The following is a 24,910-nucleotide window of genomic DNA, read 5'->3' on the forward strand; positions in this document are numbered from 1 at the left end:
CCATGAACGCCCCGCCGCCGAACACTCCTCCGGACGCGCCGCCGCCTCCGGGCCCACCGCCTCGGGGCACACCGCCGTCGGGCGCGCCCCGCCCCTGGTGGCGCGGGCTGGTCGACCAGCCGCGCGACTGGCGGCTGGGCACCCGCTTCGCGGTCCTGTTCGCCCTGGTCGCGGCGGTGACGATCGCACTGGTGGGCACCCTCGCCTACACCACCGCCGCCTCCCTCATCCGGACCGACGCCCGGGAGGAGTTCGACCGCACCGTCGAGGGGCTGTCCGAGGAGCTCGTCGCCCGCCACGCGTCGGGGGGAACGGAGTCGGTCGGCAGGGCTCTCGTCATCATGTCCAGCGGGAGCTTCCAAGCGCAGTACCTCAGCCCGGTCGGCACCCGGTCGGTCACCGCCGCCGACCCCGACCAGGTCGTCATCCTCCCCTCCGACGAACGGGACCTGGAGATCGCCCGGGACACGGAGCCGGGGGTCACCGACGTGCGCGAGGTCAACGTCGAGGGCCGCGACTTCCGCCTGGCCACGGTTTCCTTCGGCGCGGAACGCGGAGCCATCCAGCTCCTGCAGCCCCTGTCCCCGGTGGAGGCGATGATCGACCGGCTCGCCACCCAGATCCTGTGGGTGGGGCTGCTCGTCGCGCTCGCCGCCGCCGCGGCGGGCTGGCTCGTCGGCCACCGGACCACCCAGCGCCTGGTCCGCCTCACCGACGCCGCCGAGTACGTCAGCTCCACCGGACGCCTCGACCCGGTCGGTGGCGGCGAAGGCGGGGGTGAGGCCGGACGTGACGAGGTGGGCCGCCTCAGCAGCGCGTTCGACGCCATGCTCGGGCGCCTGGCCCGCTCCAAGGAGGAGCAGCGCAGACTCGTGCAGGACGCCGCCCACGAACTGCGCACGCCGCTGACCAGCCTCTACACCAACGTTCAGGTGCTGGGCAGAGTGGACCGGCTCACCCCCGAGGCGCGCGAACGGCTCATCGACGACCTCCGGGGCGAGACACGCGAACTCACCTCGCTCGTCAACGAACTCGTCGGCCTGGCCACCGGCGAGCGCGAGGACGAGCCCCAGAGCACGGTCGTCCTGGGCGACGTCGCCGAACGCGTCGCCGTCCGGACCCGGCGGCGCACCGGTCGCGAAATCACCGTGCACGCCGACGACAGCACCGTGTGGGGCCGACCCAGCGCCCTGGAACGCGCTGTCGCCAACCCGGTGGAGAACGCCGTCAAGTTCGACCCCGAGGGCACCGCACCCATCGAGATCCGTGTGCACGAAGGCGTCGTGGAGGTCCTCGACCGCGGACCCGGGATCGCCCCCGAACAGCTCGGCCGCGTCTTCGAACGGTTCTACCGCGCGACCGAGGCCCGCGGCCTGCCCGGCTCCGGCCTCGGGCTGGCGATGGTGCGCGACATCGCCCGGGCGCACAGCGGCGACGTGTTCGCGCGCAACCGGGAGGGCGGCGGGGCGGTCGTCGGGTTCCACCTACCGCTGTTCACGCCCCCCGGCGAAGGCGGCTGAGGCCCGACCGCTTCGGCCGATCAGCCCGACCCGGCCGCGGCCCCGATCACCGCGCCGCGCGCGGCGTCGCGGTAGATGCGCTCGAACCGCTCCAGGGAGTCCGCCAGCCGGTGCCGCTCCGCCATGGCCCGGCTGCGCTCGCCCATCCGCGACCGCCGGTCCTCGTCGGCCACGACGTCCCCCACCCGCAGCGCCAGCGCCTCGTGGTCACCGGGTGGGAACAGGTACCCGTTGCGCCCGACCTCGACCAGGTGCGGCAGGGCCATCGCGTCGGCCGCCACCACGGGCAGGCCGCTCGCCATCGCCTCCAGCGTGGCGATGCTCTGGAGTTCGGCGATGCTCGCGATGGTGAACACGTCGGCGCAGCGGTAGACGTCCGGCAGGTCGGCGTGGGACACGAACCCCAGGAAGACCACCCGGTCCGCGACACCCTCCGCCGCGGCCACCGCCTCCAGCCGACGTCGGCCGCCACCCTTGCCGACCAGGGCCAACTGGAGATCCGGGATGCGAGCCACGGCGCGGATCAGCTCCTCGACGCGCTTCTCCTCGTCCAACCGCCCGACGAAGAGCATCGTCCGGCGGTCCGGCAGGCCCAGACGGGCGCGCAGCCGCCGACGCTCGGGGGCGCCCGCGCGCGAAGGGCTGAAACGGACGAGGTCGATCCCGCAGGAGACCGGTTCGACCGTCCGGGTGAACCCCTGCTCCCGCAGCAGCCGCGCCGCCGCGGGGGTCGGCGTCGTCACGTGCTCGGCGCCCGACAGGACCGTGCGCAGGTCCCACCAGGCGAGCCGGGCCGCGTGCGGTCGCAGGGAATCGGGCACCCGCAGGTAGTCGAAGAGGTTCTCCGGCATGAAGTGGTTGGTCGCCACGACCGGGACACCGTGGTCGCGCGCCGCGCGGGTGAGCGTTCGGCCGACGATGAAGTGGTTCTGGACGTGTACCGCGTCCGGGCGCAGACGGGACAGCAGGCGGTCGAGGTGGCCGCGCGCTCCGGCCGGGACGGTCAGGCGGACGCTCTCGTGGGCGAGCGAGGGCATCGACCGCAGCCGGTGCTCCACCACCCCGTCGCGCTCGGCCACGTACGGCCGCCCCTCGGAGGAGGGGCACACGACGTGCACGGACACACCGCGCTCGGCCAGGCCCCGGGCCAACCGGGCGGTGAAGTAGGCCGCGCCGTTGACGTCGGGAGGGTAGGTGTCGGTTCCGATGAGGAGCCGGATCCCGCGGTCCCGCGCGCCGGAGGGGCGCGGACCGGGCGCCACCCGGGTCGGGGTCCGTGGGGTGGCGGGGGCGGGGGAGACGAAGGACGTCGACATGGGGTGCTCTCCTGCGGGCGGGACGGCGTTGGGGGCGCGCCGGACAGGCACGAGTGTGGATCACGTGAGTTGACCGCCACCGACCTTCCGGTGACGGCGGAGCGACCGGTCAGGTAGCACCTGACTCAGCGGTCGGCCGGGTGGCCGCCGCGCGCCGCCGGTGGCGCCCCCACCGGGGCGGTGGTGGACCCACTCCCGTACGGACACGTGTGAGGGGCGGCCCGGGACCCCCATGCCCGGGACCGCCCCTCGGGAGGGACGACCGTGGTCGTCAGGTTCAGTCGCCGATACCGTCCGGGCCCCCCGACCTGACGGAGGAGGAGGTCTGCTCCCCGAGCGTCACCGTCACCTCCCGCACGTCGCCGGAGCCGCCCTCCAGGACCCCGAAGGTCACCTCGTCACCGGGCCGGTGGGAACGGATCAGCGCGATCAGCTGATCGGGCGAGGAGACCGTCTCCCCGTCGACGGACACCACCACGTCACCGGCGGACAGCCCCGCCGCCTCGGCGGCACTGTCCCTGTTGACCTCCACGATCTCCGCTCCGCCCGCCGTGCTGCGGGTGATGGTCGCCCCGATCGCGGCGTAGCTGGCGGAGCCCTCCTCGACCAGCTGCTCGGCGATGGGCCGGACCTGGTTGACCGGGATCGCGAACCCCAGGCCCACCGATCCGCTGTCCTGCGAGATCCCGGCGATCGCGGTGTTGATCCCGATGACCTCGCCGTTCATGTTCACCAGCGGTCCCCCGGAGTTGCCCGGGTTGATCGCGGCGTCCGTCTGGATCGCGTTGATCACCGTCGAGGTGGGGCCGGCCTCGCCCTCGGCCACGCCCGTGTTCACCGGTCGGTTCAGCGCGCTGACCACACCCGTGGTCACCGTGCCGGACAGCCCCAGCGGCGAGCCGATCCCGACCCCNNNNGCACCGCCGGTTCGAGGCCGGTGCGGCCCTCGGCCTGGATCACCGCGATGTCGGACACCGTGTCCGAACCCAGGACCTCGGCGCGCGCCGTCGATCCGTCGTTGAACGTCACCTGGAGGGCGTCGCCCGGGGCGGCCTCCACCACGTGCGCGTTGGTGAGGATCTGGCCGTCGGAGGAGATGATCACCCCACTGCCGCTGCCGTTGGCGGTCTCGATGGACACCACGCTCGGCAGCACGGCGTCGGCGACCTCGCCGACCTCACCCTCGGTGGGCGTCGACCCCTGGTCACCGGTGAGCGAGCTGATCGGGGACGACACTCCTCCCGGCAGCAGGTAGGCGGTGCCCACCGCGGCGATCGGGCCCACGATGAGGCTGGTGATCAGGGCGGTGACCGCCGCGACGGTGACGACGCGTCCTCCGCTGGGCTTGTCGGGCCGCGGTACCGAACCCGGGGGAGGCCCCTGGTGGCCGAACGGCGGCTGCCCCGGACCGCCGCCGTGCCCACCGGGTCCTCCCGGCCCCTGGACTCCTCCCGGCCCGCCGAAGGCGGAGTGTCCGCCGGAGAACGCCGAGCCGCCACCGCCGGGTCCCCCCGGGCCCCCGTGCGGCGGAACCGGGCCGCCCGCGTGGTGGGCGTACACACCTGGGTGGCCACCGGCCGGGCCCCCGCTCGGGCCGGTGGACCAGGCGCCCTCGGCGCCGGGCGGAGGAGGCGCGGGATAGGTGTAGGCCGCCTGGCCGGACGCCTCCGGGCCGGCCCAGTCGCGGTCGGGACCGGAGGGGAGGAACCGCGGCCCGGTCTCCTGACCGGACACGGCGTCCGGCGCGGTGTCCGGCACCGCGCCGGGGGCGTCGTCCCCGGCCTCCCGGCCGGCGGATGCGGCCTGCTGGGCGTCGTCGTCCTGGGAGGAGCGCTCCCCGGCCGGGCCGGACGCCTCGGGCTGGTCGGCGGGCCCGGCCGGACGGTACTCGGGCTCCTCGTTCCCGGCCGCCGTGCCTGCACTCGGTTCGTTGGGGTTCAACTCAGCCTCCGACTCGCGGGACGATCCCTGCTGACGGGTTCCATGATGGTTCGCGTGGGTTAGAGCAGGGTGAGAGACCGATATGGCAAGGTTTCGAGTCCGTGTGACGCAGTCTTCCCCGGAACGATAACGTCCTTCTGCCACCGTGGCGTAAAGGAAGGGCAGGCCTTGATCAAGATCGTTCTGGCGGACGACGAACACCTCGTCAGAGGGGCGATCGCCGCGCTCCTCGGGTTGGAGGAGGACCTCGACGTCATCGCCGAGGTCGGCCGGGGCGACCAGGTCGCCGACGCCGTCCGCGCACACGGCGCCGACGTCGCCGTCCTCGACATCGAGATGCCCGGCGCCACGGGGCTGGAGGTCGCCGCGCGGCTCAAGGAGGAGGCACCCGGTTGCGGGGTCGTCATCCTCACGAGCTTCGGCCGCCCGGGGTACCTGCGCCGGGCGCTGTCCTCCGGCGCGCGCGGCTTCCTGGCCAAGGACGCCCCCGTCGACCAGTTGGCCGGGGCGATCCGCCGGGTCCACGACGGAGGGCGCTACATCGACACCGACCTGGCCGCCGCGGCGATGGTCGGCGGTGAGAGCCCCCTCACCGACCGTGAGACGGAGGTGCTGCGGGCGGCCTCGGACGGGGCCACCGTCGCGCGGATCGCCAGGTCGCTGCACCTGAGCGAGGGGACCGTGCGCAACTACCTGTCCAACGCCATCGGCAAGACCGGTGCGGACAACCGGATGGCGGCCATCCGGACCGCCCAGGACATGGGGTGGCTGTAGGGGCCCGCGCGTGCGTGGGAAGCGGTGCCCTCCTTCGTCCGCTCTCAGCCGGACCGGCCGGTGGTGGAGGGGCCGGTGCCGGCCCGGGCCCTCCGGAAACGGGTGCGGCCGTCCCAGGCCCACCCCTGGCGCCGCCCCCGCTCACAGCAGGCGCAGCACCATCATCGCCGTGTCGTCGGTGTGCCCGCCGGGCGCGTACTCCTCCAGCTCACGGTCGATCCGGCTGATCACCGCCTGCGCGGTCAGCCCCGCGCACCCGGAGAAGATCTCCTTCAGCCCCTCGTCGCCCAGCATGTCCGCGTTGCTCCGCCGCTCGGTCACGCCGTCGGTCACCGCCAGCACCACCTCGCCGGGGCGCAGGTCCACGCTCTCCGTCTCGAACCCCACGTCCTCGAACGCGCCCAGCAACGGCTGCGAGGACCCGAACGAGTTCACCTCGCCCTTCTGGTTCAGCCGCAGCGGCAGCGGATGTCCCGCCGACACCATCCGCACCCGCATCCCGCCACCGCTGTCCGTCGCCGGGGTCATCTCCCCGTACAGCATGGTCAGGAACCGGGTCGAGGTGTTCTCGTCCAGGATCGCCATGTTCAGCCGCTGCATGATGTGCGCCGGGGAGAACCCCTCCCTCGCCAGCGCCCGCAGCGTGTGCCGCGCCAACCCCGTGATCGCCGCGGCCTCCGGGCCCGTCCCGCACACGTCGCCGACCGCGAAACACCACCGGCCGCTGGCGGCGAACACGTCGTAGAAGTCCCCGCCGACCACGTTCTTCTCGTCCGCCGGACGGTAGAACACCGCGTGGTCCACACCCGGGATGACCGGCTCCTTCTCCTTCGCGGGAAGGAGGCTGCGCTGGAGCGCGCCGCTCATCGACGCCTGCCGCTCGTGCAGCCGGGCGTTCTCCATCGCCGACGCCACCCGGCGGCTCAGGTCGTCGGCGACGTCCACCTGGTCGCGGGTGAAGTCGCCGGCCTCGTCGTTGCCGATCGTCATCCGGCCCAGGGCGCGACCGTGTGCCACCAGGGGGATGCTGATCGCCGGGCCGTGCGTGAGCTCGCGGACCAGCTCCTCGGCCAGTCCCTCCTCCTCGAGCTCCGCCGGGCTCCACAGGGGCCGCGGCTCGCGCTGTTCGCGCGGCGGCTCACCGGACAGCAGGTCGCGCAGGATGTCATTGAGGTTCTCGTCCCGGTGCACCACGTGCGTCAGCTGGTAGACGCCCAGGTCGTTGGTGGTGTGGATGGCGCACCACCGGCCCAGCCGGGACGTGATCAGCTGCGCGGCGAGCGCCCCGGTCATCCGCTCGTCCAGGGTGCCCGCCAGCAGGTCGCTCGCCTCGGCGAGGAAGCTCAACGACGCACGGCGGCTCAGCTCCACCTCGGCCAGACGGGACCGCTCCACGGGAAGGGCGATGCGGTCCGCCCCGTCCTGGAGCCGCTGCGCCGCCGCCGGGCCGAAGTGCCGCGTCCGTTTCGACGCCACCCCCAGCAGGCCCGTCACCCGGCCGTCCACGATGAGCGGCGCCGTCACCAGGGAGCGCATCCCCGCGCGGGAGAGCCGTCCCCGGTTGGCGCGGGCGATCATCAGGTCGTCGTTGATCGTCGGCCCCGGCTCCGGCGCCGCCGACGGGAAGGCCTCCTCGGTGCGCACGCGCAGCGGGCGCCACGGGGACCCGTCGACGGTCAGGCCGACCGCCGATCGCACCTCCCACATGGTCTCGTCCGACGTGGCCAGCGCGATGTAGGCCGCGTCCCCGCCCAGCGCGGTCGCGGCGTACTCCACCGTCCGCTCCAGGAGTTGCCGCAGGCTCAGCCGCGAGCTCAGCGCCGCGTCCAGCGACGACCACGCACTGCGCGACGGGCGGTTGCCGCCCGTGGTGCCCCTGCGCACCGGGGGCGACTCCAGTGACGGAGGAGACGACGACCGTGTGGCGTCCTCGATGCGGAACCACACCGCCTTGTCCTCACGCCCGTAGCTCACCCCCCAACTGGAGGCGATCGCCGAGGCCAGGGCCAGCCCGAGGCCGCCCGGCCTCCGATCCCCGGAGGCCGGTTCGGCGTCGACCGTCAGCGGACCCGCCTGCGGCACCGCGCGCTCGGGCGCCGAGTCGGTCACCATCACCTCGATACAGCCGTCGATCCGGCGCACCGCCGCCTCCAGCGTTGAGCGCGCGTGGACGACGGCGTTGGTGACCAACTCGCTGACCAGGAGGATCACGTCATCGAACGGCTCCGGCACCCCCCAGGAGACCAGGGTGTCGTGGACGAATTCCCGGGCCGCGGCCGCCGTCTCCGGGGTGGGCGGGAAATCTCGTCGGGCGACCTTCGACGCGTCGTGTACTGGCAAGCCGTGCAAGTCCTTCGTCACTGGGCGTGGGGCGGCGGGGAGTACGCCTGCCCTTGTAACGATACGCCGGGGGCGCGGTCCGGGAGGCGCGGATACGGCGGAGTGCTGTTCTGGTGAGACCGACATGGCCAACCCGCCTGTGCCGGGCACCACGGCCAGTTAGTCTAAGTCACCGACACATCGGCTTCTTTCGGGTGGTATAACGCGGCGGTAGCGTGAGGTGTCGCCGGGCGACGGGCCACGAGCCCCACCCGGCGGACTGACGCGCGGCCGGCTCCGTCTCGGCGGGGCCNNNNACAGACCAGCAGGAGGGGTTCGATGCCCGACGCGGCCAAGGAACTGGCTGAGGAACAACTCGACGAGATTCTCAGTGCCCTGTACCGCATGCGGGACGGCGACTTCAGCGTGCGCCTCCGCCAACGCGGCAGCGGCGCGATCAAGGAGATCGCCTCGGTCTTCAACGAGGTGGTCGACCACAGCGAACAGCTCAGCAACGAACTCCAGCGCGTCGGCCAGGTCGTCCGCGACGAGGGCCGACTGCACGAGCGCGTCGCGGTCAACCCCTCCCGTGGGGCGTGGGGCGAGAGCGCCCGCGCCCTCAACGACCTGCTCGACGAGGTCGCCGAACCCGTCACCGACGTCGCCCGCGTCCTCGACTCCGTCGCCGAGGGCCAGCTCAGCCGCCGCGCCTCCACCGAGGGCCGCAGGGGCGAGCTCAAGGGCGACCTCCTGCGCCTGGCCACCACCGTGAACCGCATGGCCGACCAGATGAGCGGCTTCACCGAGGAGGTCACCCGGGTGGCCCGCGAGGTGGGCACCGAGGGCAAGCTCGGCGGCAGCGCGCAGGTCGAGGGCGTCTCCGGTGCCTGGCGCGAGGTGACCGAGTCGGTCAACCAGATGGCCTCCCGCCTCACCAACCAGGTGCGTGACATCTCCGCCGTGACGACGGCGGTCGCGCGCGGTGACCTGAGCAAGAAGATCACCATCGACGTCCAGGGTGAGATGCTCGACCTCAAGGACACCGTGAACACGATGGTGGACCAGCTGTCCACGTTCGCGGACGAGGTGACCCGGGTGGCCCGCGAGGTGGGCACCGAGGGCAAGCTCGGCGGCCGCGCGCAGGTCGAGGGCGTCTCCGGTGCCTGGCGCGAGGTGACCGAGTCGGTCAACCAGATGGCCTCCCGCCTCACCAACCAGGTGCGTGACATCTCCGCCGTGACGACGGCGGTCGCGCGCGGTGACCTGAGCAAGAAGATCACCATCGACGTCCAGGGTGAGATGCTCGACCTCAAGGACACCGTGAACACGATGGTGGACCAGATGACCGCGTTCGCGGAGGAGGTGACCCGGGTGGCCCGCGAGGTGGGCACCGAGGGCAAGCTCGGCGGCCGCGCCAACGTGCGCGGGGTCCAGGGCATCTGGAAGGACCTCACCGAGAACGTCAACTCCATGGCGGACAACCTCACCAACCAGGTGCGGGACATCTCCCAGGTGACCACCGCCGTCGCCCGGGGCGAACTGACGCGCAAGGTCGAGGTCGACGTCCAGGGTGAGATGCTCGCCCTGAAGAACACCGTGAACACCATGGTCGACCAGCTGGACTCGTTCGCCGACGAGGTCACGCGGGTGGCGCGTGAGGTGGGCACCGAGGGCAAGCTGGGCGGCCGGGCCAACGTCAAGGGCGTCTCGGGCATCTGGAAGGACCTGACCGACAACGTCAACTCGATGGCCAACAGCCTCACCTACCAGGTCCGCAACATCTCCCAGGTGACGACGGCCGTCGCCAAGGGTGACCTGAGCAAGAAGATCACCGTGGACGCCCAGGGTGAGATGCTCGACCTCAAGGACACCATCAACAAGATGGTCGACCAGCTGGACTCCTTCGCCAGCGAGGTCACGCGGGTGGCGCGCGAGGTCGGTACCGAGGGCAAACTGGCCGGTCAGGCCCATGTCCGGGACGTCTCCGGGGTCTGGAAGGACCTGACGGACAACGTCAACTCGATGGCCAACAACCTGACCTACCAGGTGCGGCAGATCTCCATGGTCACCCGCGCGGTCGCGGCGGGCGACCTGACCAAGAAGGTCACGGTCAACGCCAAGGGCGAGATCCTGGAGCTGAAGGACACCATCAACGTCATGGTGGACCAGCTCTCGGCCTTCGCCGACGAGGTGACCCGGGTGGCGCGTGAGGTGGGCACCGAGGGCAAGCTCGGCGGCCGCGCCGACGTCAAGGGCGTCTCGGGCATCTGGAAGGACCTCACCGAGAACGTCAACTCGATGTCGCACAACCTCACCACCCAGGTGCGCAACATCTCCGAGGTCACGACCGCGGTCGCCGCCGGTGACCTGACCAAGAAGATCGACGTCAACGCTCAGGGCGAGATCCTGGAGGTCAAGACGACCGTCAACACGATGGTCGACCAGCTCTCCGCGTTCGCCACGGAGGTCACCCGCGTCGCCCACGAGGTCGGCAGCCAGGGCCAGCTGGGCGGCCAGGCCAAGGTCGAGGGCGTCTCCGGCACGTGGAAGCAGCTCACCGACAGCGTGAACGGCCTGGCGGGCAACCTGACCACCCAGGTGCGGGCGATCGCCGAGGTCGCCAACGCCGTGGCCAAGGGCGACCTGACCCGCCGGATCCAGGTCGACACCCGCGGCGAGATGGAGGAGCTCAAGGACAACATCAACCTGATGGTGTCCAACCTGCGCGAGACCACCGCCACCCAGCAGGACGCCGACTGGCTCAAGTCCAACCTCAACCGCATCTCCGGCCACATCCAGGGCCACCGGGACCTGCACGAGCTGGCCCGCCTCATCATGACCGAGGTGACGCCGCTCCTGAACGCCCAGCACGGCGCCTGCTACCTGCCCGAGGACCAGGGTGACCAGGACGTCTTCCGCCTCTACGCGGGCTTCGGGTTCGCCCCGGAGGAGAGCCGCCGCCGTATCCGCAAGGGCGTCGGACTGGCGGGGGGGGGNCTGGAGCAGCAGATCGAACAGCAGGTCGGCAATCTCCCGTCGGGCTACGTCACCGTCCAGTCCGGCCTCGGCCAGGCCGAACCCCGGCACCTGTACGTCCTGCCGATCATCTCCGAGGAGCGCTCGCTCGGCGTCATCGAGTTCGCCTCCTACGAGGAGTTCCGGGAGATCCACAAGAACTTCCTGCGCCAGCTGGTCGCCCTGCTCGGGACCACGATCAACACCATCCTGGCCAACAACCGCACCGAGTACCTCCTCGAACAGTCCCAGCAGCTGACCAGCCAACTGCGCGAGCGTTCCAACGAGCTCCAGCGTCAGCAGGAGGAGCTGCGCGGCAAGAACGCCGAACTGCGCCAGAAGGCCACCCAACTCGCCAACCAGAACCGGGCGATCGAACTCCAGAACCAGCAGATCCAACGCTCCAGGAACGCCCTGGAGGAGCGCGCCCACCAACTCCAGGTCTCCTCCAAGTACAAGTCGGAGTTCCTGGCGAACATGTCGCACGAGCTGCGCACGCCGCTCAACAGCCTGCTGATCCTGGCCCGCCTCCTGGCCGACAACGCCGAGGAGAACCTCTCGCCCAAGCAGGTCGAGTTCGCCCAGACCATCCACAAGGCGGGCAGCGACCTCCTGCTGCTCATCGACGAGATCCTCGACCTGTCCAAGGTGGAGGCGGGCCGCGCCGAGGTCCAGCCCAGCGAGGTGTCCATCGCCCAACTCGTCGACTACGTGGAGGCCACCTTCCGCCCGGTCACCGGGGAGCAGGGGCTGGCGTTCGCGGTGGACGTCTCCCCCGACATCCCCGGCACCCTGTGGACGGACGAGCAGCGTCTCCAACAGATCCTGCGCAATCTGCTGTCCAACGCCGTGAAGTTCACGCCGCAGGGCGAGGTGCGCCTGCTCATCGAGCCCGCGTGGGCGCTGGAGGACGCCGACCTCGACATGTTCGTGGAGGACGAGGAGGTCATCGCGTTCACCGTGGCCGACACCGGCATCGGGATCGCGGAGGACAAGCTCCAGGTGATCTTCGAGGCCTTCCACCAGGGCGACGGAGGAACCTCGCGGCGGTTCGGCGGCACCGGCCTGGGCTTGTCCATCAGCCGGAACTTCGCGCGGCTCCTGGGCGGTGAGATCCGCGTCCAGAGCGTGGCCAACCAGGGATCGACCTTCACCCTGCTGCTCCCGGTGCGCCTGCCCGAGGACGCCGGCGAGCGCGGTGAGGAGACCACCGGTGTGGACACGGTCCCGGCGCTGGGGTCCTCCAGCGGTCAGGACCCGCTCACCGACGGAGCCACCGATGTCGAGTACGTCATGCCCGACGAGGACTTCGACGCGGCCCTGGCCGCCCTGACCGACATCGGCAACGAGCCGCTGCCCAGCGTCCCGGTGCTCAAGACACCCGAACCCGCGGCCGAGAGCGAGCGGGAGTCCGAGTCCGGCGGAGAGCGCGCCGAGGCCCGGACCGACCCCGAACGGCGCGCCATCCTCAGCGGGCAGCGGGTCCTCATCGTCGACGACGACGTCCGCAACGTCTTCGCCCTCACCAGTGCGCTCGAGGCCCAGGGGCTGGAGGTCCTGTACGCCGACAACGGCCGTTCGGGCATCGCCATGCTGGAGGCCAACGAGGACATCTCGCTCGTCCTCATGGACGTGATGATGCCCGAGCTGGACGGCAACGCGACCACGCGGGCGATCCGGGAGATGCCCCAGTTCGAGGAGCTGCCGATCATCTCCCTCACCGCCAAGGCGATGCAGGGCGACCGGGAGCGCAGCCTGGCGGCCGGTGCCACCGACTACGTCACCAAGCCCGTCGACCTGGACCACCTGCTGGACGTCATGCGGCGCTGGCTCACCGCCGACCGCTCGGAGACCATCGCCGGAGCCGCCGCCGACACCGACGGATCCGGGGGCGGCGACGCGGCGGGGGCCCCCCGGGGGGACAATGGCGCCACGGAAGACGACACCCGCACCGGCAACGGAGACCACCCGAACGGGGACGCCGACGGCGTCGGCGCCGCCCCGACAGAGGACCTGGAGTAACGAGCAGTGACCCAGAAGGCCAACATCCTTCTCGTGGACGACCGAGAAGAGAACCTGATCGCGCTGGAGGCGGCCCTCACCTCCCTCGACCAGAACCTGGTCCGGGCGAGCTCCGGTGAGGAGGCGCTCAAGCACCTTCTGGGTACCGACTTCGCGGTCATCCTGCTCGACGTCGTGATGCCGGGCATGGACGGCTTCGAGACGGCCGCGCACATCAAGCAGCGCGAGAAGACCAAGGATGTGCCGATCATCTTCCTGACCGCCCAGGAGGTCGACCGGCACGAGGTCTTCCGCGGCTACGCCTCCCGCGCGGTGGACTACCTGCTCAAGCCGTTCGACCCGTGGGTCCTACGCTCCAAGGTCGAGGTGTTCGTCGAACTCCACCAGCTGAAGGCGCAGATGCGTGAACAGGCGCGCAGTCTGCAACGCGACCTCGGCCAGGAGACCGGCGAGCCCGGCCGTGTCCTGGCCGAGCGGCTCGCCCAGCGCTCCCGCCAGGTCCAGGGCGACCTGGCCGCGCTGCGCGAGCACATCATGGCCAACTACCAGGACAGCGACCAGCCGCTGGTGGACGGGGTACGACGGATGGACCGCTCGGTGAGCCAGCTGTCCACGCTGGTGGACACGTTGTACGGGCCCGCCTAGGTCGTGTTTTTCGGGCCTGCCGCTTCGCTTCGGCCCGCCCGCCGCTCGTTCCTCGCTGGCGGCTTGCCTCGTCTTGCGGGACCCCGTACGCCCCTCTGTGTTGATGCGGCCTCGCGGGCTCGGCCGGGGCTCGGGGCGTGGAGAACCGGGTTTCTTCGTCGTCGCCTTCGCCTGGCTCGTTCCTCGCCGGCGTCTCGGCTCCTCCTGCAGAACCCGGTACGCCCCTCGCTCAGGCTGAGGGGCGCGGGGGGAGCGCCAGACCGATGTGCTCGCCGATCTCCTCGATGAGACCCAGGTCCGCGAGGCGGAAGCTGCCCCGGTTGCTGCGCCGGATCAGGGTCAGCGCGCCGCGCACCCCCCGGCTTCCGCGCAGTGGCACCGACATCAGGGACCCCGCGCCCAGCGCCGCCAGGAGCGGCGCCCCCGACTCCGCGTACCCGAGGACGTCCTCCTCCTCGATCAGCGGGAACAGCTGTGACTGGCCGCTGCCGAGCACCTCGCCGGGGACGGCGGAGTCGCACGGCGCCGCCGCCACCTCCGCCCGCAGCTCCTCCGGTGCGTCGGGCGGCCCGGCCACCGCGGCGCGCCTGGCCGCACGAGGGCCGGTGGGCAGGTCGCACACGTCCAGGAGCACCCAGTCGGCGTAGGAGTCCGCCAACAGTTCGGCGGCGTCCGCCAGGGCGAGCGGCTCACCCTTGCCGCCCGGCCCCGCGCTGCGCAGCAGCAGCCGCGTCATCCGGGTCAGCACGTCCAACCGCCGTGCCGCCAGGACCACGACCTGGTCCTCCACCTCCGGCTCCAGCGGCGCGGGGCCCTCCTCCTCGGAGCCGCTCATCGGCGGGGACATCGCGACCAGGACGAGAGGATGTGCCTCCGTGGGCAGCTCCAGCCGGGTCATGGTCAGATGCACGTCCTCCGCCCAACCGCGCTGCGCCAGCCGCGACTCCAGCGAGGCGGTGCCGCCCCCGCGCAGAACCGACGCCAACCACGACTGCATCGTCGCGCGTTTACGCAGGTCGACGAAGTGTGCGAAGGGTTTGCCGGTGAGGTAGCCGGGAGCGCTCCCCAGCTGTGCGGCCCCGGCGTTGTTGATCCGCCGGATGTAGCCGTCGTGGTCCAGCAACACCACGGGCACGCTCAGCTCCGCGAACATCGCGCGCAGCAGGACCCGGTCGCCGTCGTCGCCCGACCGGCGTGGGCCGGGCTGTTCCGGGCGCGCCCGGCTGAGCTGCTCGTCCGCCTCACCGAGGAGGCGTTCGGCGTACTCCAGTTCCGCCAGCGCCGCCTCGGCCGTGCTCTGAGCGTCGTCGGGGTACATTGCGTGGGTGCTGCCAAGGGCGGCCACGCGCTCTCCCAGAGCGGTGATCTCCCTGCGCAGCCCGGCGAGGTTGTCCGACACGCTCAGGTCTCCGGTCGTCGTCGATCGCGTCTTCGGCGGTACCCGTCAGGTTGTCCCGACACCGTTGTCTCACACCGACGCTAACCGATGTGAGGGGCGGTGCCCGCCACGGTTACCGTTAAGGGCACGGGGCACGGTGGCGGAAGTGAGGTGGGACGGTGTGGATCGAACGCCTGGCTCGTGACATCGGGGCGCTGGGCCAGGCCGAGAACACCACCCTCGAACGCGCCCTGGACCAGATGAGCAGGGCCGCCGCGCTGGGGGTGCCCGGTTGCTCCGCCGCCCTGGTGGTCGTCTGGCGGGAGGTCGCGGGGCCCGACGGCTCGGCCCGGCACGTCGTCACCGACTACGGTGCCTCACACGCCGACCTGTCCGAGGCCTTCGAGTACCAGTACACCAGCGACCAGGGACCCACGGTCGAGGCGGTGCGTGAGATGCGCCAGGTGCGGGTCGGCGACGTCCTGCGCGAACACCGCTGGCCCGGCTACACCAGCATGGCCGTGCAGTGCGGCGACCGCTCATCCGTCACACAGCCCAGCCTCATCCCGGGAGACGAGGGCGACGACGACCGCGTCGTGACCTTCGGCGTGCACTCCGGCCGGGCCGACGCCTTCGACGAGGACGTGGTCGTCCCCCTCACCGCCCTGCTCGCCGAACACGCGGCGGTCGCCCTGCTCAGTGTGGGCCGCCAGGCCGACGTGGCCCGCGAGACCGCGCACATGCGCCGGGCGATGTCCGCGCGGACCGTGATCGACCAGGCCAAGGGCATCATCATGCACGCGCGCGCCTGCGACGCGGACGCCGCCTTCGCGGCGCTGCGCGAGGTCGCCCAGCGCAACCGGATGAAGGTCGTGGACGTGGCCCGCGACCTCGTCCGCGAGAACACGGGCAGCCCGGCACGGGTCCGTCGCCCGCGACCGGACAGCGGGTGAACACGGCACCAACCTCACACCGATGAGTCCGGAGCGTGACCGAAGCCGGGGATGATGGGCTTCCGGGGCCGTCCCGGAACGACAAGGAGAGCCGAGAGTGACGTCAGACATCTCGACCCGTCGCGAGGATGGCGTCGTCGTGGTCACCCCGGTGGGGGAGATGGACGCGGTGACCTCTCCGGCCCTGGCGGAGGTCCTCGAGGGGCTCCTGTCCGAGGAACGGACCGGTGGGATGGTGGTCGACCTCGCCAAGGTCGCCTTCTGCGACTCCCGCTGCATCGGCGTGCTCGTCGCCGCCTACCGGCACGCTCGTGACAGGGGTGTGGGTCTCGTGGTCGCCGAACCCCAGCAGCAGGTCCACCGCCTGTTCGTGATCGCCGGGATCGACCAGGTCATCCCCATCATGACGAGCACCGGCGCCGCCGTGGACTCCCTCCGGCCATAGGCCGCGCCCTCTTCGGCCCCTCGCCTCGCCCATCACCCTCAAACGACGCCTACGGCGCGGCCCCCGACCCGGTCGAGGAAGTGCAGCCGGACCAGCGACCCCGCGGCGCTGCCGCAGATCTCCAGGAAGTCGCAGGTCTGCCGGGTGATCCACAGCCCGTACCCGCGCGGGCGCGTTCCGTCGGCCGGCCGGTAGCCGGTCAGCGGGTCGACGAGGCCGCCGTCCTCGTCGAAGACGTCGCACACCCATCGCCCCGGCGCGCGCCACACGGTCACCGTGCCCTTGCCCGCGCCGTGCTCCAGCACGTTGGCGGCCAACTCGTTCACCGCCACGACCAGATCGTCCACCCTCACATCCGGCCAGCCCGCCGCGCGCCCGAGTCCGGTGAGTTCCCGGCGCAGCCGCGGCAGGGACTGCCCGATCTCCAACTGGTGGACGGGCCCCGCAGTCGGCAGCGGTTCCGGCGCCGTCGGCCGGACCCCGAACGCCGCCGTCCCCAGNCCCGCCGTTGGGGCGGGGGCCGTCGGGACCCACCAGCACCGGGTGGGTGGCGCGCACCGCCGACCGCACATGCGGGGCGAGGCCGCGCGCGTCGTGCGCGCACAGCAACCGCAGCGGTGTCGGGGCCAGCGCGGTGGACAGCACGGACTCCAGCCGGAGCCACTCCCGCAGCTCCATCGCCGACCCGTCGGACAGAGGGGGCTCGGCGATCACGGCCACGGGGGAGGAGCCGTGCACGAGCGCCAGCCGGTGCAGGAAGGCCAGCGTCCGCCCCGGCGCGGCGTAGAGCTCGGCGCGGTCGGTGACGTGTACCCGGGCTCGCTCCGGGGCGCTGAGGCCCTCGGTCAGGGCTGCCACGCGGCAGGCGCTGACGGCGAGCACGGCGTGGGCGTCCTCGCGTACGGCGGAGCGCAACCGCTGCTGGGCCACCTCGTGGAACCTCTGCTCGCGGTGGAAGAGCAGGCCCTGGTGTTCGAAGATCATCGGTGAGGGTTCGCGTTCGGGGGAGCGGCGCCCGGGTACGTACGCCGTCGTCTGAGGTGTACCCACTCCGCGCCCGGTCCCCCGGAGCGGGTTCCGGGAGACCGAGGAGGCGTGTGCGGAGGGAGCGGGGACACGGCTCAGTGGGCGGCCGTCGACAGCAGAACGCCGTCGACCTCGTCCTCGTCGGGCTCCTCGTTCTCCGGGGTCTGGGGCAGGGAGCGCTGGTAGGCGATCTCGGTCTCCACCGCGATGCGCTGCCACGTGAACCGGGAACGGGCGCGGTCGGCGGCGGCGATACCGTACGCCGAGCTCATCGTCGGTGTGTTGAGGACGGCGCGCACGGCGCGGGCCACCTCGTCGGGGCGGCCGAAGCGCATGAGGACACCGCTGGTGCGGTGCAGTACCGCGCCGGGGACCGCACCCGTGGCCGTGGCGACCACCGGCAGGCCGCACGCCATGGCCTCCACGACGGCCCCGCCGTAGGGGTCGTAGGCGGCCGCGGACACGTACACGTCCGCCGAGCGCAGCAGCCGGGGCAGCTCCTTGCGCTCCACGGGGCCGGTCAGGTGGACGCGGTCGTCCACGCCCGCCTCCTTGGCCAGCAGTTCCAGGGCACGGGCGTTCTCATCCAGGGCCACGTCGCGGTCCTCGGTGGTGGACACGATCAGGAGCTCGGCCTCGGGAAGCCGGGTCATGGCTTCGACGAGCCGGTCGGCGCCGCCGGGGCCGGACAGGGACGTGACCGAGACCAGGCGGGGCCGCTCCTCGCGGCGGGTCTGCCAGGGCTCGGAGGACGCGCTGCCCTCCACACTGAAGTGGTCGGTGTCCACGCCGAAGGGGACGACGCTGACGTGGTGGCGGGGCACGCCGAGCCGGGCCAGTTCACCCTGCTGGTCGGTCGAGTTGACCAGGACGTGGTCGGCGCGCGATGCCAGGATCGTCTCCATGCGTGCGCGTTCGGGCTGGTGGGCGAGGCCGGAGCGCTGCTCGCTGGCGTTGAGCGTGTGGAAGGTCTGGACGATCGGGGTGCCGCTCTGATCCCGGTCGCAGTGCGCCTGGGCGTGCAGGGCGGCCAAACCGCTGGTCCATCCGACGGAGTGGAGGACGTCTGGGGTGTCCTCGTCGAGGGCGGCGGCGAGCGCGGTCCCGAAGGCGCCGGTGTGCTCCGTCTCCTCGTCATCGCCGAGGGGACGGGCCGGACCCGCGTCGAGGTAGACGACGGAGACTCCGCGTGACATGCGGGTGCGGCCGTCGGGCTGGTCGGGGTCGCTCCGGCGCGAGTACACCGTGACCTTGTGGCCGCGCTTGGCGAGCTGCCGGGACACGGCGCAGGCGTGCAGACTCGCTGGGCAGGCCGGTTCCCCCCGGTGGGCGGGGAGGGGGTTGGCGTGTTCGGCGACCATGGCGATCTTCACTGAGTTGGACTCCTTGGACACGAGGGACGGGTCCGTCATCGGCGGGTGCTGCGGCCGGAGGCCGTCCGTTGAGGGCGGTCCCGAGGCGACTCCGGAGCGGGGTCGGAGCCCCCCGGGAGGGAAACGTGGTCGACGGGCCGTTCTCCCGGCCCGTCCGGTGATCGGCGCGCGTGGCACGGGGCCCAGGGCGCGTCAGGGGGCGACGGGGCGCGTTCGCGGCACGGGCGGAGGTCTGCGGGCAGCGCTGAGGACCGTGCGCATCGAGGGCACGCGGAAGCCAGGTGGTGAAGAGGAAAGGAGGGGGGAGGGCAGACGCACAGAAACCACACCAAACGACCGATAGGGAGAGCGAGCCACCGTGCGAACCCGGATCGGGTCAACGCGCGGGCGAGGTCGTGTGTGTCTGCGTCTTAGACACCCAACGGCACCCATTCTGCCAGACGGTCAGGTGAGTCACAACGTGACAGGGGATCGCTGACCGTGCCAAAGGGGGGCTTCGGGGCTGCCCGTAACCCCGGAGGAGTCCCTTTGTACTGCGGCTTCTCGATCTCGTCCGATCCCCACTGTCGCCGTCAGGGCACCGCCGCTACTGTCGGACAGGAACAACAGGACTGGACCTCGTTCACCACCGGCTCACCGATCACAGCACTTTCGGCGATGGCAACCCGCGTGGGAACTGCGTATCCGGGTGTTTTCCGCCATGATGTACGCGGATTTTGACCGACTCCACCGGTACCTCGGTACGGTTACAGAATCCACACGTTGAACGGGACTCGAGCAACGTCCGGCGGTGCGCGCCGGGCAACCGGCCACGGCCGATGAAACGGGAGGAAGGGCGTATGGGTGTCGCTGGTGGGGAAGTCATTGTCACGGCCCTCACGCACCGGGGCGCTGTCCGTCCCGCCAACGAGGATTCCGTCGTCATGGGTGCGCTCACCGTCGCCAGCGCCAACATGACCTCGCCGGTCCGTTGCGTTCTGCCGGTGAGCGAGCCCGTCATCCTCGCCGTCGCCGACGGGATCGGCGGTCAGGCCGCGGGTGAGATCGCCTCCGAACACGCCGTGCACCGCATGGCCGAGGTGGGCCCCCGGCTCAAGGGCCCGGACGAGATCGCCCAGTTGCTGACCAACATCGACGAGGAGATCAAGGACCACGCGACCCAGCACACCGAATTCTCCGGTATGGGGACCACGGTCGCCGGTGTCCTGCTCAACAACGACGGCAACTTCTGGTTCAACGTCGGTGACTCGCGGACCTACCGCCTGGAGGGGCGCTACCTGCGCCAACTCTCCGAGGACGACTCCCCCGCCCTCCCGCCCTCCGAGGACGGCCGTCCGGTCACCACCAACTTCATCACCCAGTCCCTCGGCGGCAGCGCGGGCGGCGCGATGGTCCCGCACGTGGGCCGGGACGAGGGAGCCGACCCCAGCGCCTGGCTCATGTGCAGCGACGGCCTGTCCGACCTCGTCCTGCCGGAGGAGATGGAACGGATGATCGCCGAGGCCGGGAGCGACGAGGCCGCCGTGCACGCACTCTGGCAGGCGGCGATGGAAGCGGGCGGCAAGGACAACATCAGCATCCTGCTCGCGCGCCGCGTGTAGCCCGAGAACGACGGTGGGGCCCGGACATCGTGTCCGGGCCCCATCTGCTTTGTGGGCCGCCGCCTCGCCTCGGCCCGCTCCTAGTTCTGGTCGCCCCGGGAACGGGAACGCAGCAGCACCGCCAGGAGTACGACCGCGCCGATGCCGATGACCGCCGCGGCGACGGCGCCCACGATCACGATCATGGTCCCCGGCGACGCACCGGAGTCGGCCTCGGCCGCCGCCTCATCGGCCGCGACCGGGGTCTCCTCCGCGGGGGCGGCCGTCTCGTCGCCGGTTCCGGGGCCCTCCTCGGTCTCGCCGCCCTCCGACCCGGCCTCGGGAGCGGCCGCGGCCGCGGCCGCCTCCGTCAGGGTGAACGTGAGCGTGTCCTGGATGGGGTGGCCGTCGGAGGAGACGACCCGGAAGCCGATCGTGTACTCGCCCGCCTGGTCCAGGGGGAGCAGGCCCGTGGTCACGTCCAGGTCCTCGAACCCCAGGGCCTCGCCGTCCTGGTACTGCTCGCCGTCGGGGCCGGTGACGATGATGTCGCTCGCGCTGTCCGACGCCATCGGCGTGTTGTTGAAGGTCAGCACGATCTCCTCGGGTGCGGCGTCCAGGGTGGCGCCGTCCTCGGGTGAGGAGCCGGTGAGGACGTCGTGGGCGAGGGCGGGCGCGGGGGCCAGCACCAGCGCGGCGGCGGCCAGCGGAGCCGCGGCCGCGGCGATCACACGCGGGAGGCGGCGGGTCGTCGCGTGGCCGGGGGTGTTCGTGGTCTCGGTGGACGCCATGTCTTCTCCCAGTGCTCGGGGTCGGTACGCGCACCGGCGGAGAAGGCCGGGTCGCACGTGTTCGAAACTAGGGCATGGTCGGCGGACGGCCGTTCCGCCGCGCGACCCTCGGCCCGGCTCCTGCGGCGCTCTCCCTACGTAGTCGACCGCATCTTCGGTCGAGTTCCCTCTTCGTCCTTGCGGCAACCGCGCCGGGGACGGCTCTCGCGGGCCCGAGGGGCGCACGCACACGGAAAAGGGGCCGTCGGGTGCGGTCCCCCTCGCACCCGACGGCCCCGCCATCGCCTCAGGAGGCCGGTACCAACTCGCGCCGCATGTAGCGGCGCTGCTCCGGGGTCGTACCGCCCCAGACGCCGTGGGCCTCTCCGGCTCGCAGAGCCCACCGCAGGCACTCTTGGCGAACAGTACAGCTGCGGCAGACGGCGACGGCCTGCTCGGTGTCGGCGCGCCCGATCCCGGTGCTGCTCACCGGGAAGAAGATCTCCGGGTCGTGGGAACGGCAGTTCCCCTGCTCGACCCAGTCCTCGCTCTCGTGGTAAAGGCGGTTCACGTGCGCCTCCGATCCGTGGCTGCGATCCGTGGTCTGGGGCCGCGCCGTGGGTCGCACGGCGGGCGGGTCCTCGTCCTCACCACGGCTGTCGGGTGCTTGACCCCTCTGGTCTGCGGCGAAGCGATGCGACTAAGTGTAGTACGACCTGATGTAGTACTACACGGAGTCTGGTGGAAAGTCGGCGAGACATCAAGGGTTTCGGCGAGGTCGTGTCGGCGCCGTGGAGGGCCGCGCGCGAGTCTTGGGGCGCGGGGGCCGAAGGGGCGTCGGGCGCCGGACCGGAGGGGAAGTCCCTGCCCAGAGCCGGTTTTCGAAGGGGGCTGGAGTGGGGGTCTGCGCCGGGGCTCGCGCTCCAGAGGCGTTATGTCGCGAGGTTTCCACCGAATTGATGTGACTTAACGCACTGTTAATATTGCTCGATCAGGCTCTATGTTTGACCCTGAGTGCTGCCCGCCACACGGGGCGAGCCGCGCGGCCACGTACCGGGTCCCGGCCCCGGGCCAAGCGTCGAAGTCCCTGATGGGCAGGGGGCTCGCGGGTGGAGGGGCGCTCAGTGCCTCTCCCGCGAAACCCCTGGTCAGGGCGGTTGTATGCTGCTAAATAAACGAGCCATACCCGATGCTGATCTGATGAAACATCTACGCGGAGTCTCTCTGAAACGTCATTGACATTCGTTCGCTAAGTTCGATCGACGTGCCACATCTACGAACGAACCTCCAAGCACACGACCGGACTGACGGCGGGGCCACCGGCTCCGGCACCACAGGGTCCGTGAGCCGTGGGGACGTGCACCTGACGCACCCCACCGCGGAGGACGGGCCGCGCATGTGGCGGCTGGCAGGGAAGGCGGGGATGGACGTGAACTCTCCGTACGCCTACACGCTCTGGTGCCGTGACTTCGCGAAGACCAGTGTCATCGCCTACGACGACGCGGGCCGTCTCGCCAGTTACGTCACCGGATACGTGCGCCCTGACAGCCCGGACACGTACTTCCTCTGGCAGGTCGCCGTGGACTCCTCGTTCCGAGGACAGCGGCTGGCCCGCCGGATGCTCGACTTCGTCGGCGACGGGTTCGCCGACATGGGACTGCGTTATCTCGAAGCGACCGTCACGCCCGACAACACCGCCTCACGCGCGCTGTTCGCCTCGTTCGCCCGCGACCGTGACGCGGAGATCGAGTGGAGCCCTCTCTTCACCGGGGAGCACTTCCCGCACGAGGACGGGACTTCCCACGAACCCGAGGAGCTCGTGCGTATCGGCCCCTTCGGGCAGGGGACGAGCCAAGAGCGTGCCTGACCGTCCGCACCGGATCGACCGATCCTGACCCGCCCCGTCGTCACAGCCCTGAGCCCACGAACCTGGGGAAAGGAACCAAGGAACCCACGATGGAGACCTTCCAGCGCCTCGAATCCGAAGTCCGCGGATACTGCCGGAACTGGCCGGTCGTCTTCGACAAGGCCCTCGGAAGCCACGTCTACGACGAGAGCGGCAGGCCCTACCTGGACTTCTTCGCCGGGGCCGGGTCCCTCAACTACGGGCACAACAACCCGGAGTTGAAGAGCTCGCTCATCGAGTACCTGACCGATGACCGGATCGTGCACAGCCTCGACGCCTACAGCACCGCGAAACGGGACTTCCTGAAAACGTTCGAGGAGATCATCCTCAAACCCCGGGGCCTGGACTACAAGGTCCAGTTCCCCGGCCCCGCGGGCAACAACGCGGTCGAGGCCGCGCTGAAGCTGGCCCGCAAGTACACCGGTCGCCAGACCATCATCAACTTCACCAACGGCTTCCACGGCATGACCCTGGGCGCCCTGGCGGTGACCGGCAACTCCATGAAGCGCGGCGGCGCCGGCGTCCCGCTGGACCACGTCGCCACCATGCCGTTCGACAACTACCTCGACGGCCAGACGCCGGACTTCCTGTGGCTGCGCAGCCTGCTCGAGGACAGCGGCAGCGGTCTCGACAAGCCCGCCGCGGTCATCGTCGAGACCGTCCAGGGCGAGGGCGGCATCAACGCGGCCAGCGCCCAGTGGCTGCGCGGGCTGTCCGACCTGTGCCGCGAGTACGAGATCCTCATGATCGTCGACGACATCCAGATGGGCTGCGGCCGCACCGGCGACTTCTTCAGCTTCGAGGAGGCCGGGATCACCCCGGACATCGTCACGCTGTCGAAGTCCATCAGCGGCTACGGCCTGCCGATGGCGCTCACGCTGTTCAAGCGCGAGCTGGACGTGTGGAGCCCGGGCGAGCACAACGGCACGTTCCGCGGCTTCAACCCGGCCATGGTCACCGGCACCGAGGCGCTGCGCCGCTTCTGGAGCGACGACTCCTTCGCCCGCGCCACCAAGGCCAAGGGTGACATGGTCGCCGCCCGCCTGACGGAGATCGCTGCCGAGTTCCCCGAGGTCGGCGCGCACGTGCGCGGCCGCGGCCTGGCCCGCGGTCTGGGCTTCGAGGAGACCTCGATCGCCAAGCGGGTCGCCGCCGAGTCCTTCGAGCGCGGTCTGCTCCTGGAGACCTCCGGACCCGAGGACGAGGTCGCCAAGCTCCTTCCGGCGCTCACCACGACGGAGGAGGAGCTCAACGCCGGGCTCGACATCATGGCCGACGCGGCCCGCGCGGCCGTGAAGGTCGCCCAGCCGGTGTAGTACCCGCCCCTTGAGGGGCGAACGGTCACGGGGCCGATCGGCCTACCCGATTCGGGAAGCCGATCGGCCCCTGACCGTGTTCAATGGACCAAAAGCGACGGCGCGAGAGCGCGTTAAGGAGAGTTCAGTGATCATTCGCAGCGTGGACGACGTCAACGACACCGACCGTGACGTCAAGCACGGCAACTGGCGTAGCCGCCGGATGATCCTCGCGAAGGAGGGCGTCGGCTTCTCCTTCCACGAGACCGTCCTGTACGCGGGCACCGAGACCACGATGTGGTACGCCAACCACGTCGAGCTCGTGCACTGCATCGAGGGCGAGGCCGAGCTCACCAACGAGGAGACCGGGGAGAAGCACACCATCACCCCCGGCACCCTCTACCTGCTCGACGGTCACGAGAAGCACACGCTCCGCATCAAGGAGGACTTCCGTGTGCTGTGCGTGTTCAACCCGCCGGTGACCGGGCGCGAGGTGCACGATGAGAACGGCGTGTACCCGCTCATCATCGAGGAGCCGGAGTCGGAGAGCACCCCGGTCTCCTGACGACCGAGTGTGAACGAGTGGGCGGGGTCCGTGGTGATCGGACCCCGCCCACAGTCGTGTACGGCAC

16 protein-coding genes and 2 pseudogenes are annotated in these 24,910 nt (G+C 71.1%); 10 read left to right on the forward strand and 8 right to left on the reverse strand.

Going from position 1 to position 24,910, the window contains the following annotated elements:
- Positions 1-2 precede the first annotated feature (2 nt).
- Complete coding sequence (locus D471_RS0110805) at positions 3-1,520, forward strand: sensor histidine kinase (RefSeq protein ID WP_017598635.1); 1,518 nt, start codon at positions 3-5, stop codon at positions 1,518-1,520.
- Between the two features lie 20 nt (positions 1,521-1,540).
- On the opposite strand, the gene D471_RS0110810 is transcribed toward D471_RS0110805, so the two are convergent.
- A complete protein-coding gene (locus D471_RS0110810) occupies positions 1,541-2,836 on the reverse strand; it encodes a glycosyltransferase (protein WP_017598636.1) in 1,296 nt (431 codons plus the stop codon).
- A 277-nt stretch (positions 2,837-3,113) separates the two neighbouring features.
- A pseudogene (locus D471_RS33820) lies at positions 3,114-4,777 on the reverse strand (trypsin-like peptidase domain-containing protein).
- 168 nt (positions 4,778-4,945) lie between these two features.
- On the opposite strand from D471_RS33820, the gene D471_RS0110820 reads away from it, so the two are divergent.
- On the forward strand, positions 4,946-5,551 hold the full coding sequence (locus D471_RS0110820) for a response regulator transcription factor (protein ID WP_017598638.1): 606 nt from the start codon (positions 4,946-4,948) through the stop codon (positions 5,549-5,551).
- A 141-nt stretch (positions 5,552-5,692) separates the two neighbouring features.
- Here D471_RS0110820 and D471_RS0110825 read toward each other — a convergent pair whose 3' ends face one another.
- The gene (locus tag D471_RS0110825) at positions 5,693-7,891 is read right to left on the reverse strand and encodes a SpoIIE family protein phosphatase (protein ID WP_017598639.1); all 2,199 of its coding nucleotides are present in this window, start codon (positions 7,889-7,891) and stop codon (positions 5,693-5,695) included.
- 318 nt (positions 7,892-8,209) lie between these two features.
- On the opposite strand from D471_RS0110825, the gene D471_RS0110830 reads away from it, so the two are divergent.
- Both D471_RS0110830 and D471_RS0110835 read left to right on the forward strand, forming a co-directional pair.
- The gene (locus tag D471_RS0110830) at positions 8,210-12,907 is read left to right on the forward strand and encodes a HAMP domain-containing protein (protein WP_017598640.1); all 4,698 of its coding nucleotides are present in this window, start codon (positions 8,210-8,212) and stop codon (positions 12,905-12,907) included.
- 6 nt (positions 12,908-12,913) lie between these two features.
- On the forward strand, positions 12,914-13,552 hold the full coding sequence (locus D471_RS0110835; RefSeq protein WP_017598641.1) for a response regulator: 639 nt from the start codon (positions 12,914-12,916) through the stop codon (positions 13,550-13,552).
- A 229-nt stretch (positions 13,553-13,781) separates the two neighbouring features.
- Here D471_RS0110835 and D471_RS0110840 read toward each other — a convergent pair whose 3' ends face one another.
- Positions 13,782-14,951, reverse strand: a complete 1,170-nt coding sequence (locus D471_RS0110840) for a PAS domain-containing protein (RefSeq protein ID WP_017598642.1) — start codon at positions 14,949-14,951, stop codon at positions 13,782-13,784.
- A gap of 158 nt (positions 14,952-15,109) precedes the next feature.
- Between D471_RS0110840 and D471_RS0110845 the strand changes: the two genes are divergently transcribed.
- Together D471_RS0110845 and D471_RS0110850 are read left to right on the forward strand one after the other, a co-directional pair.
- Positions 15,110-15,883, forward strand: coding sequence for an ANTAR domain-containing protein (locus tag D471_RS0110845; protein WP_017598643.1), 774 nt, complete (start codon positions 15,110-15,112; stop codon positions 15,881-15,883).
- Between the two features lie 97 nt (positions 15,884-15,980).
- Positions 15,981-16,328, forward strand: coding sequence for an STAS domain-containing protein (locus tag D471_RS0110850; RefSeq protein ID WP_017598644.1), 348 nt, complete (start codon positions 15,981-15,983; stop codon positions 16,326-16,328).
- Positions 16,329-16,366: 38 nt separating this feature from the next.
- Here D471_RS0110850 and D471_RS33825 read toward each other — a convergent pair.
- Together D471_RS33825 and D471_RS0110860 are read right to left on the reverse strand one after the other, a co-directional pair.
- Positions 16,367-17,312, reverse strand: a pseudogene (locus tag D471_RS33825) (anti-sigma factor RsbA family regulatory protein).
- 137 nt (positions 17,313-17,449) lie between these two features.
- Positions 17,450-18,727 carry a glycosyltransferase gene (locus tag D471_RS0110860; RefSeq protein WP_026127605.1) on the reverse strand — a complete coding sequence of 426 codons (1,278 nt, stop codon included), beginning with the start codon at positions 18,725-18,727 and terminating at the stop codon, positions 17,450-17,452.
- Between the two features lie 839 nt (positions 18,728-19,566).
- Here D471_RS0110860 and D471_RS0110865 point away from each other — a divergent pair.
- Positions 19,567-20,328, forward strand: a complete 762-nt coding sequence (locus tag D471_RS0110865) for a PP2C family protein-serine/threonine phosphatase (RefSeq protein WP_017598648.1) — start codon at positions 19,567-19,569, stop codon at positions 20,326-20,328.
- An 80-nt stretch (positions 20,329-20,408) separates the two neighbouring features.
- Here the strand turns inward: D471_RS0110865 and D471_RS0110870 are convergent, their stop codons facing one another.
- Positions 20,409-21,098 (reverse strand): copper resistance CopC family protein, encoded by a 690-nt coding sequence (locus D471_RS0110870; RefSeq protein ID WP_017598649.1) that lies wholly within the window; start codon positions 21,096-21,098, stop codon positions 20,409-20,411.
- Between the two features lie 286 nt (positions 21,099-21,384).
- Entirely contained in the window at positions 21,385-21,648 is a 264-nt protein-coding gene (locus D471_RS0110875) for a WhiB family transcriptional regulator (RefSeq protein WP_026127606.1), read from the reverse strand.
- A gap of 771 nt (positions 21,649-22,419) precedes the next feature.
- Between D471_RS0110875 and ectA the strand changes: the two genes are divergently transcribed.
- The 3 genes from ectA to D471_RS0110890 all read left to right on the forward strand — a co-directional run bounded on the left by ectA (position 22,420) and on the right by D471_RS0110890 (position 24,843).
- Positions 22,420-22,944, forward strand: coding sequence for a diaminobutyrate acetyltransferase (gene ectA, locus D471_RS0110880; protein ID WP_268645642.1), 525 nt, complete (start codon positions 22,420-22,422; stop codon positions 22,942-22,944).
- 89 nt (positions 22,945-23,033) lie between these two features.
- On the forward strand, positions 23,034-24,299 hold the full coding sequence (gene ectB, locus D471_RS0110885) for a diaminobutyrate--2-oxoglutarate transaminase (RefSeq protein ID WP_017598652.1): 1,266 nt from the start codon (positions 23,034-23,036) through the stop codon (positions 24,297-24,299).
- A gap of 127 nt (positions 24,300-24,426) precedes the next feature.
- A complete protein-coding gene (locus D471_RS0110890) occupies positions 24,427-24,843 on the forward strand; it encodes an ectoine synthase (protein WP_017598653.1) in 417 nt (138 codons plus the stop codon).
- Positions 24,844-24,910: the final 67 nt, after the last annotated feature.

Origin of the sequence: Nocardiopsis lucentensis DSM 44048, assembly GCF_000341125.1 — a bacterium.
GTDB lineage: Bacteria > Actinomycetota > Actinomycetes > Streptosporangiales > Streptosporangiaceae > Nocardiopsis > Nocardiopsis lucentensis.

Coding starts and splice junctions, on each gene's coding strand:
- D471_RS0110805 (WP_017598635.1), top strand. CDS start 3: ATGAACGCCCCGCCGCCGAACACTCCTCCGGACGCGCCGCCGCCTCCG.
- D471_RS0110810 (WP_017598636.1), bottom strand. CDS start 2,836: ATGTCGACGTCCTTCGTCTCCCCCGCCCCCGCCACCCCACGGACCCCG.
- D471_RS0110865 (WP_017598648.1), top strand. CDS start 19,567: ATGGGTGTCGCTGGTGGGGAAGTCATTGTCACGGCCCTCACGCACCGG.
- D471_RS0110870 (WP_017598649.1), bottom strand. CDS start 21,098: ATGGCGTCCACCGAGACCACGAACACCCCCGGCCACGCGACGACCCGC.
- ectB (WP_017598652.1), top strand. CDS start 23,034: ATGGAGACCTTCCAGCGCCTCGAATCCGAAGTCCGCGGATACTGCCGG.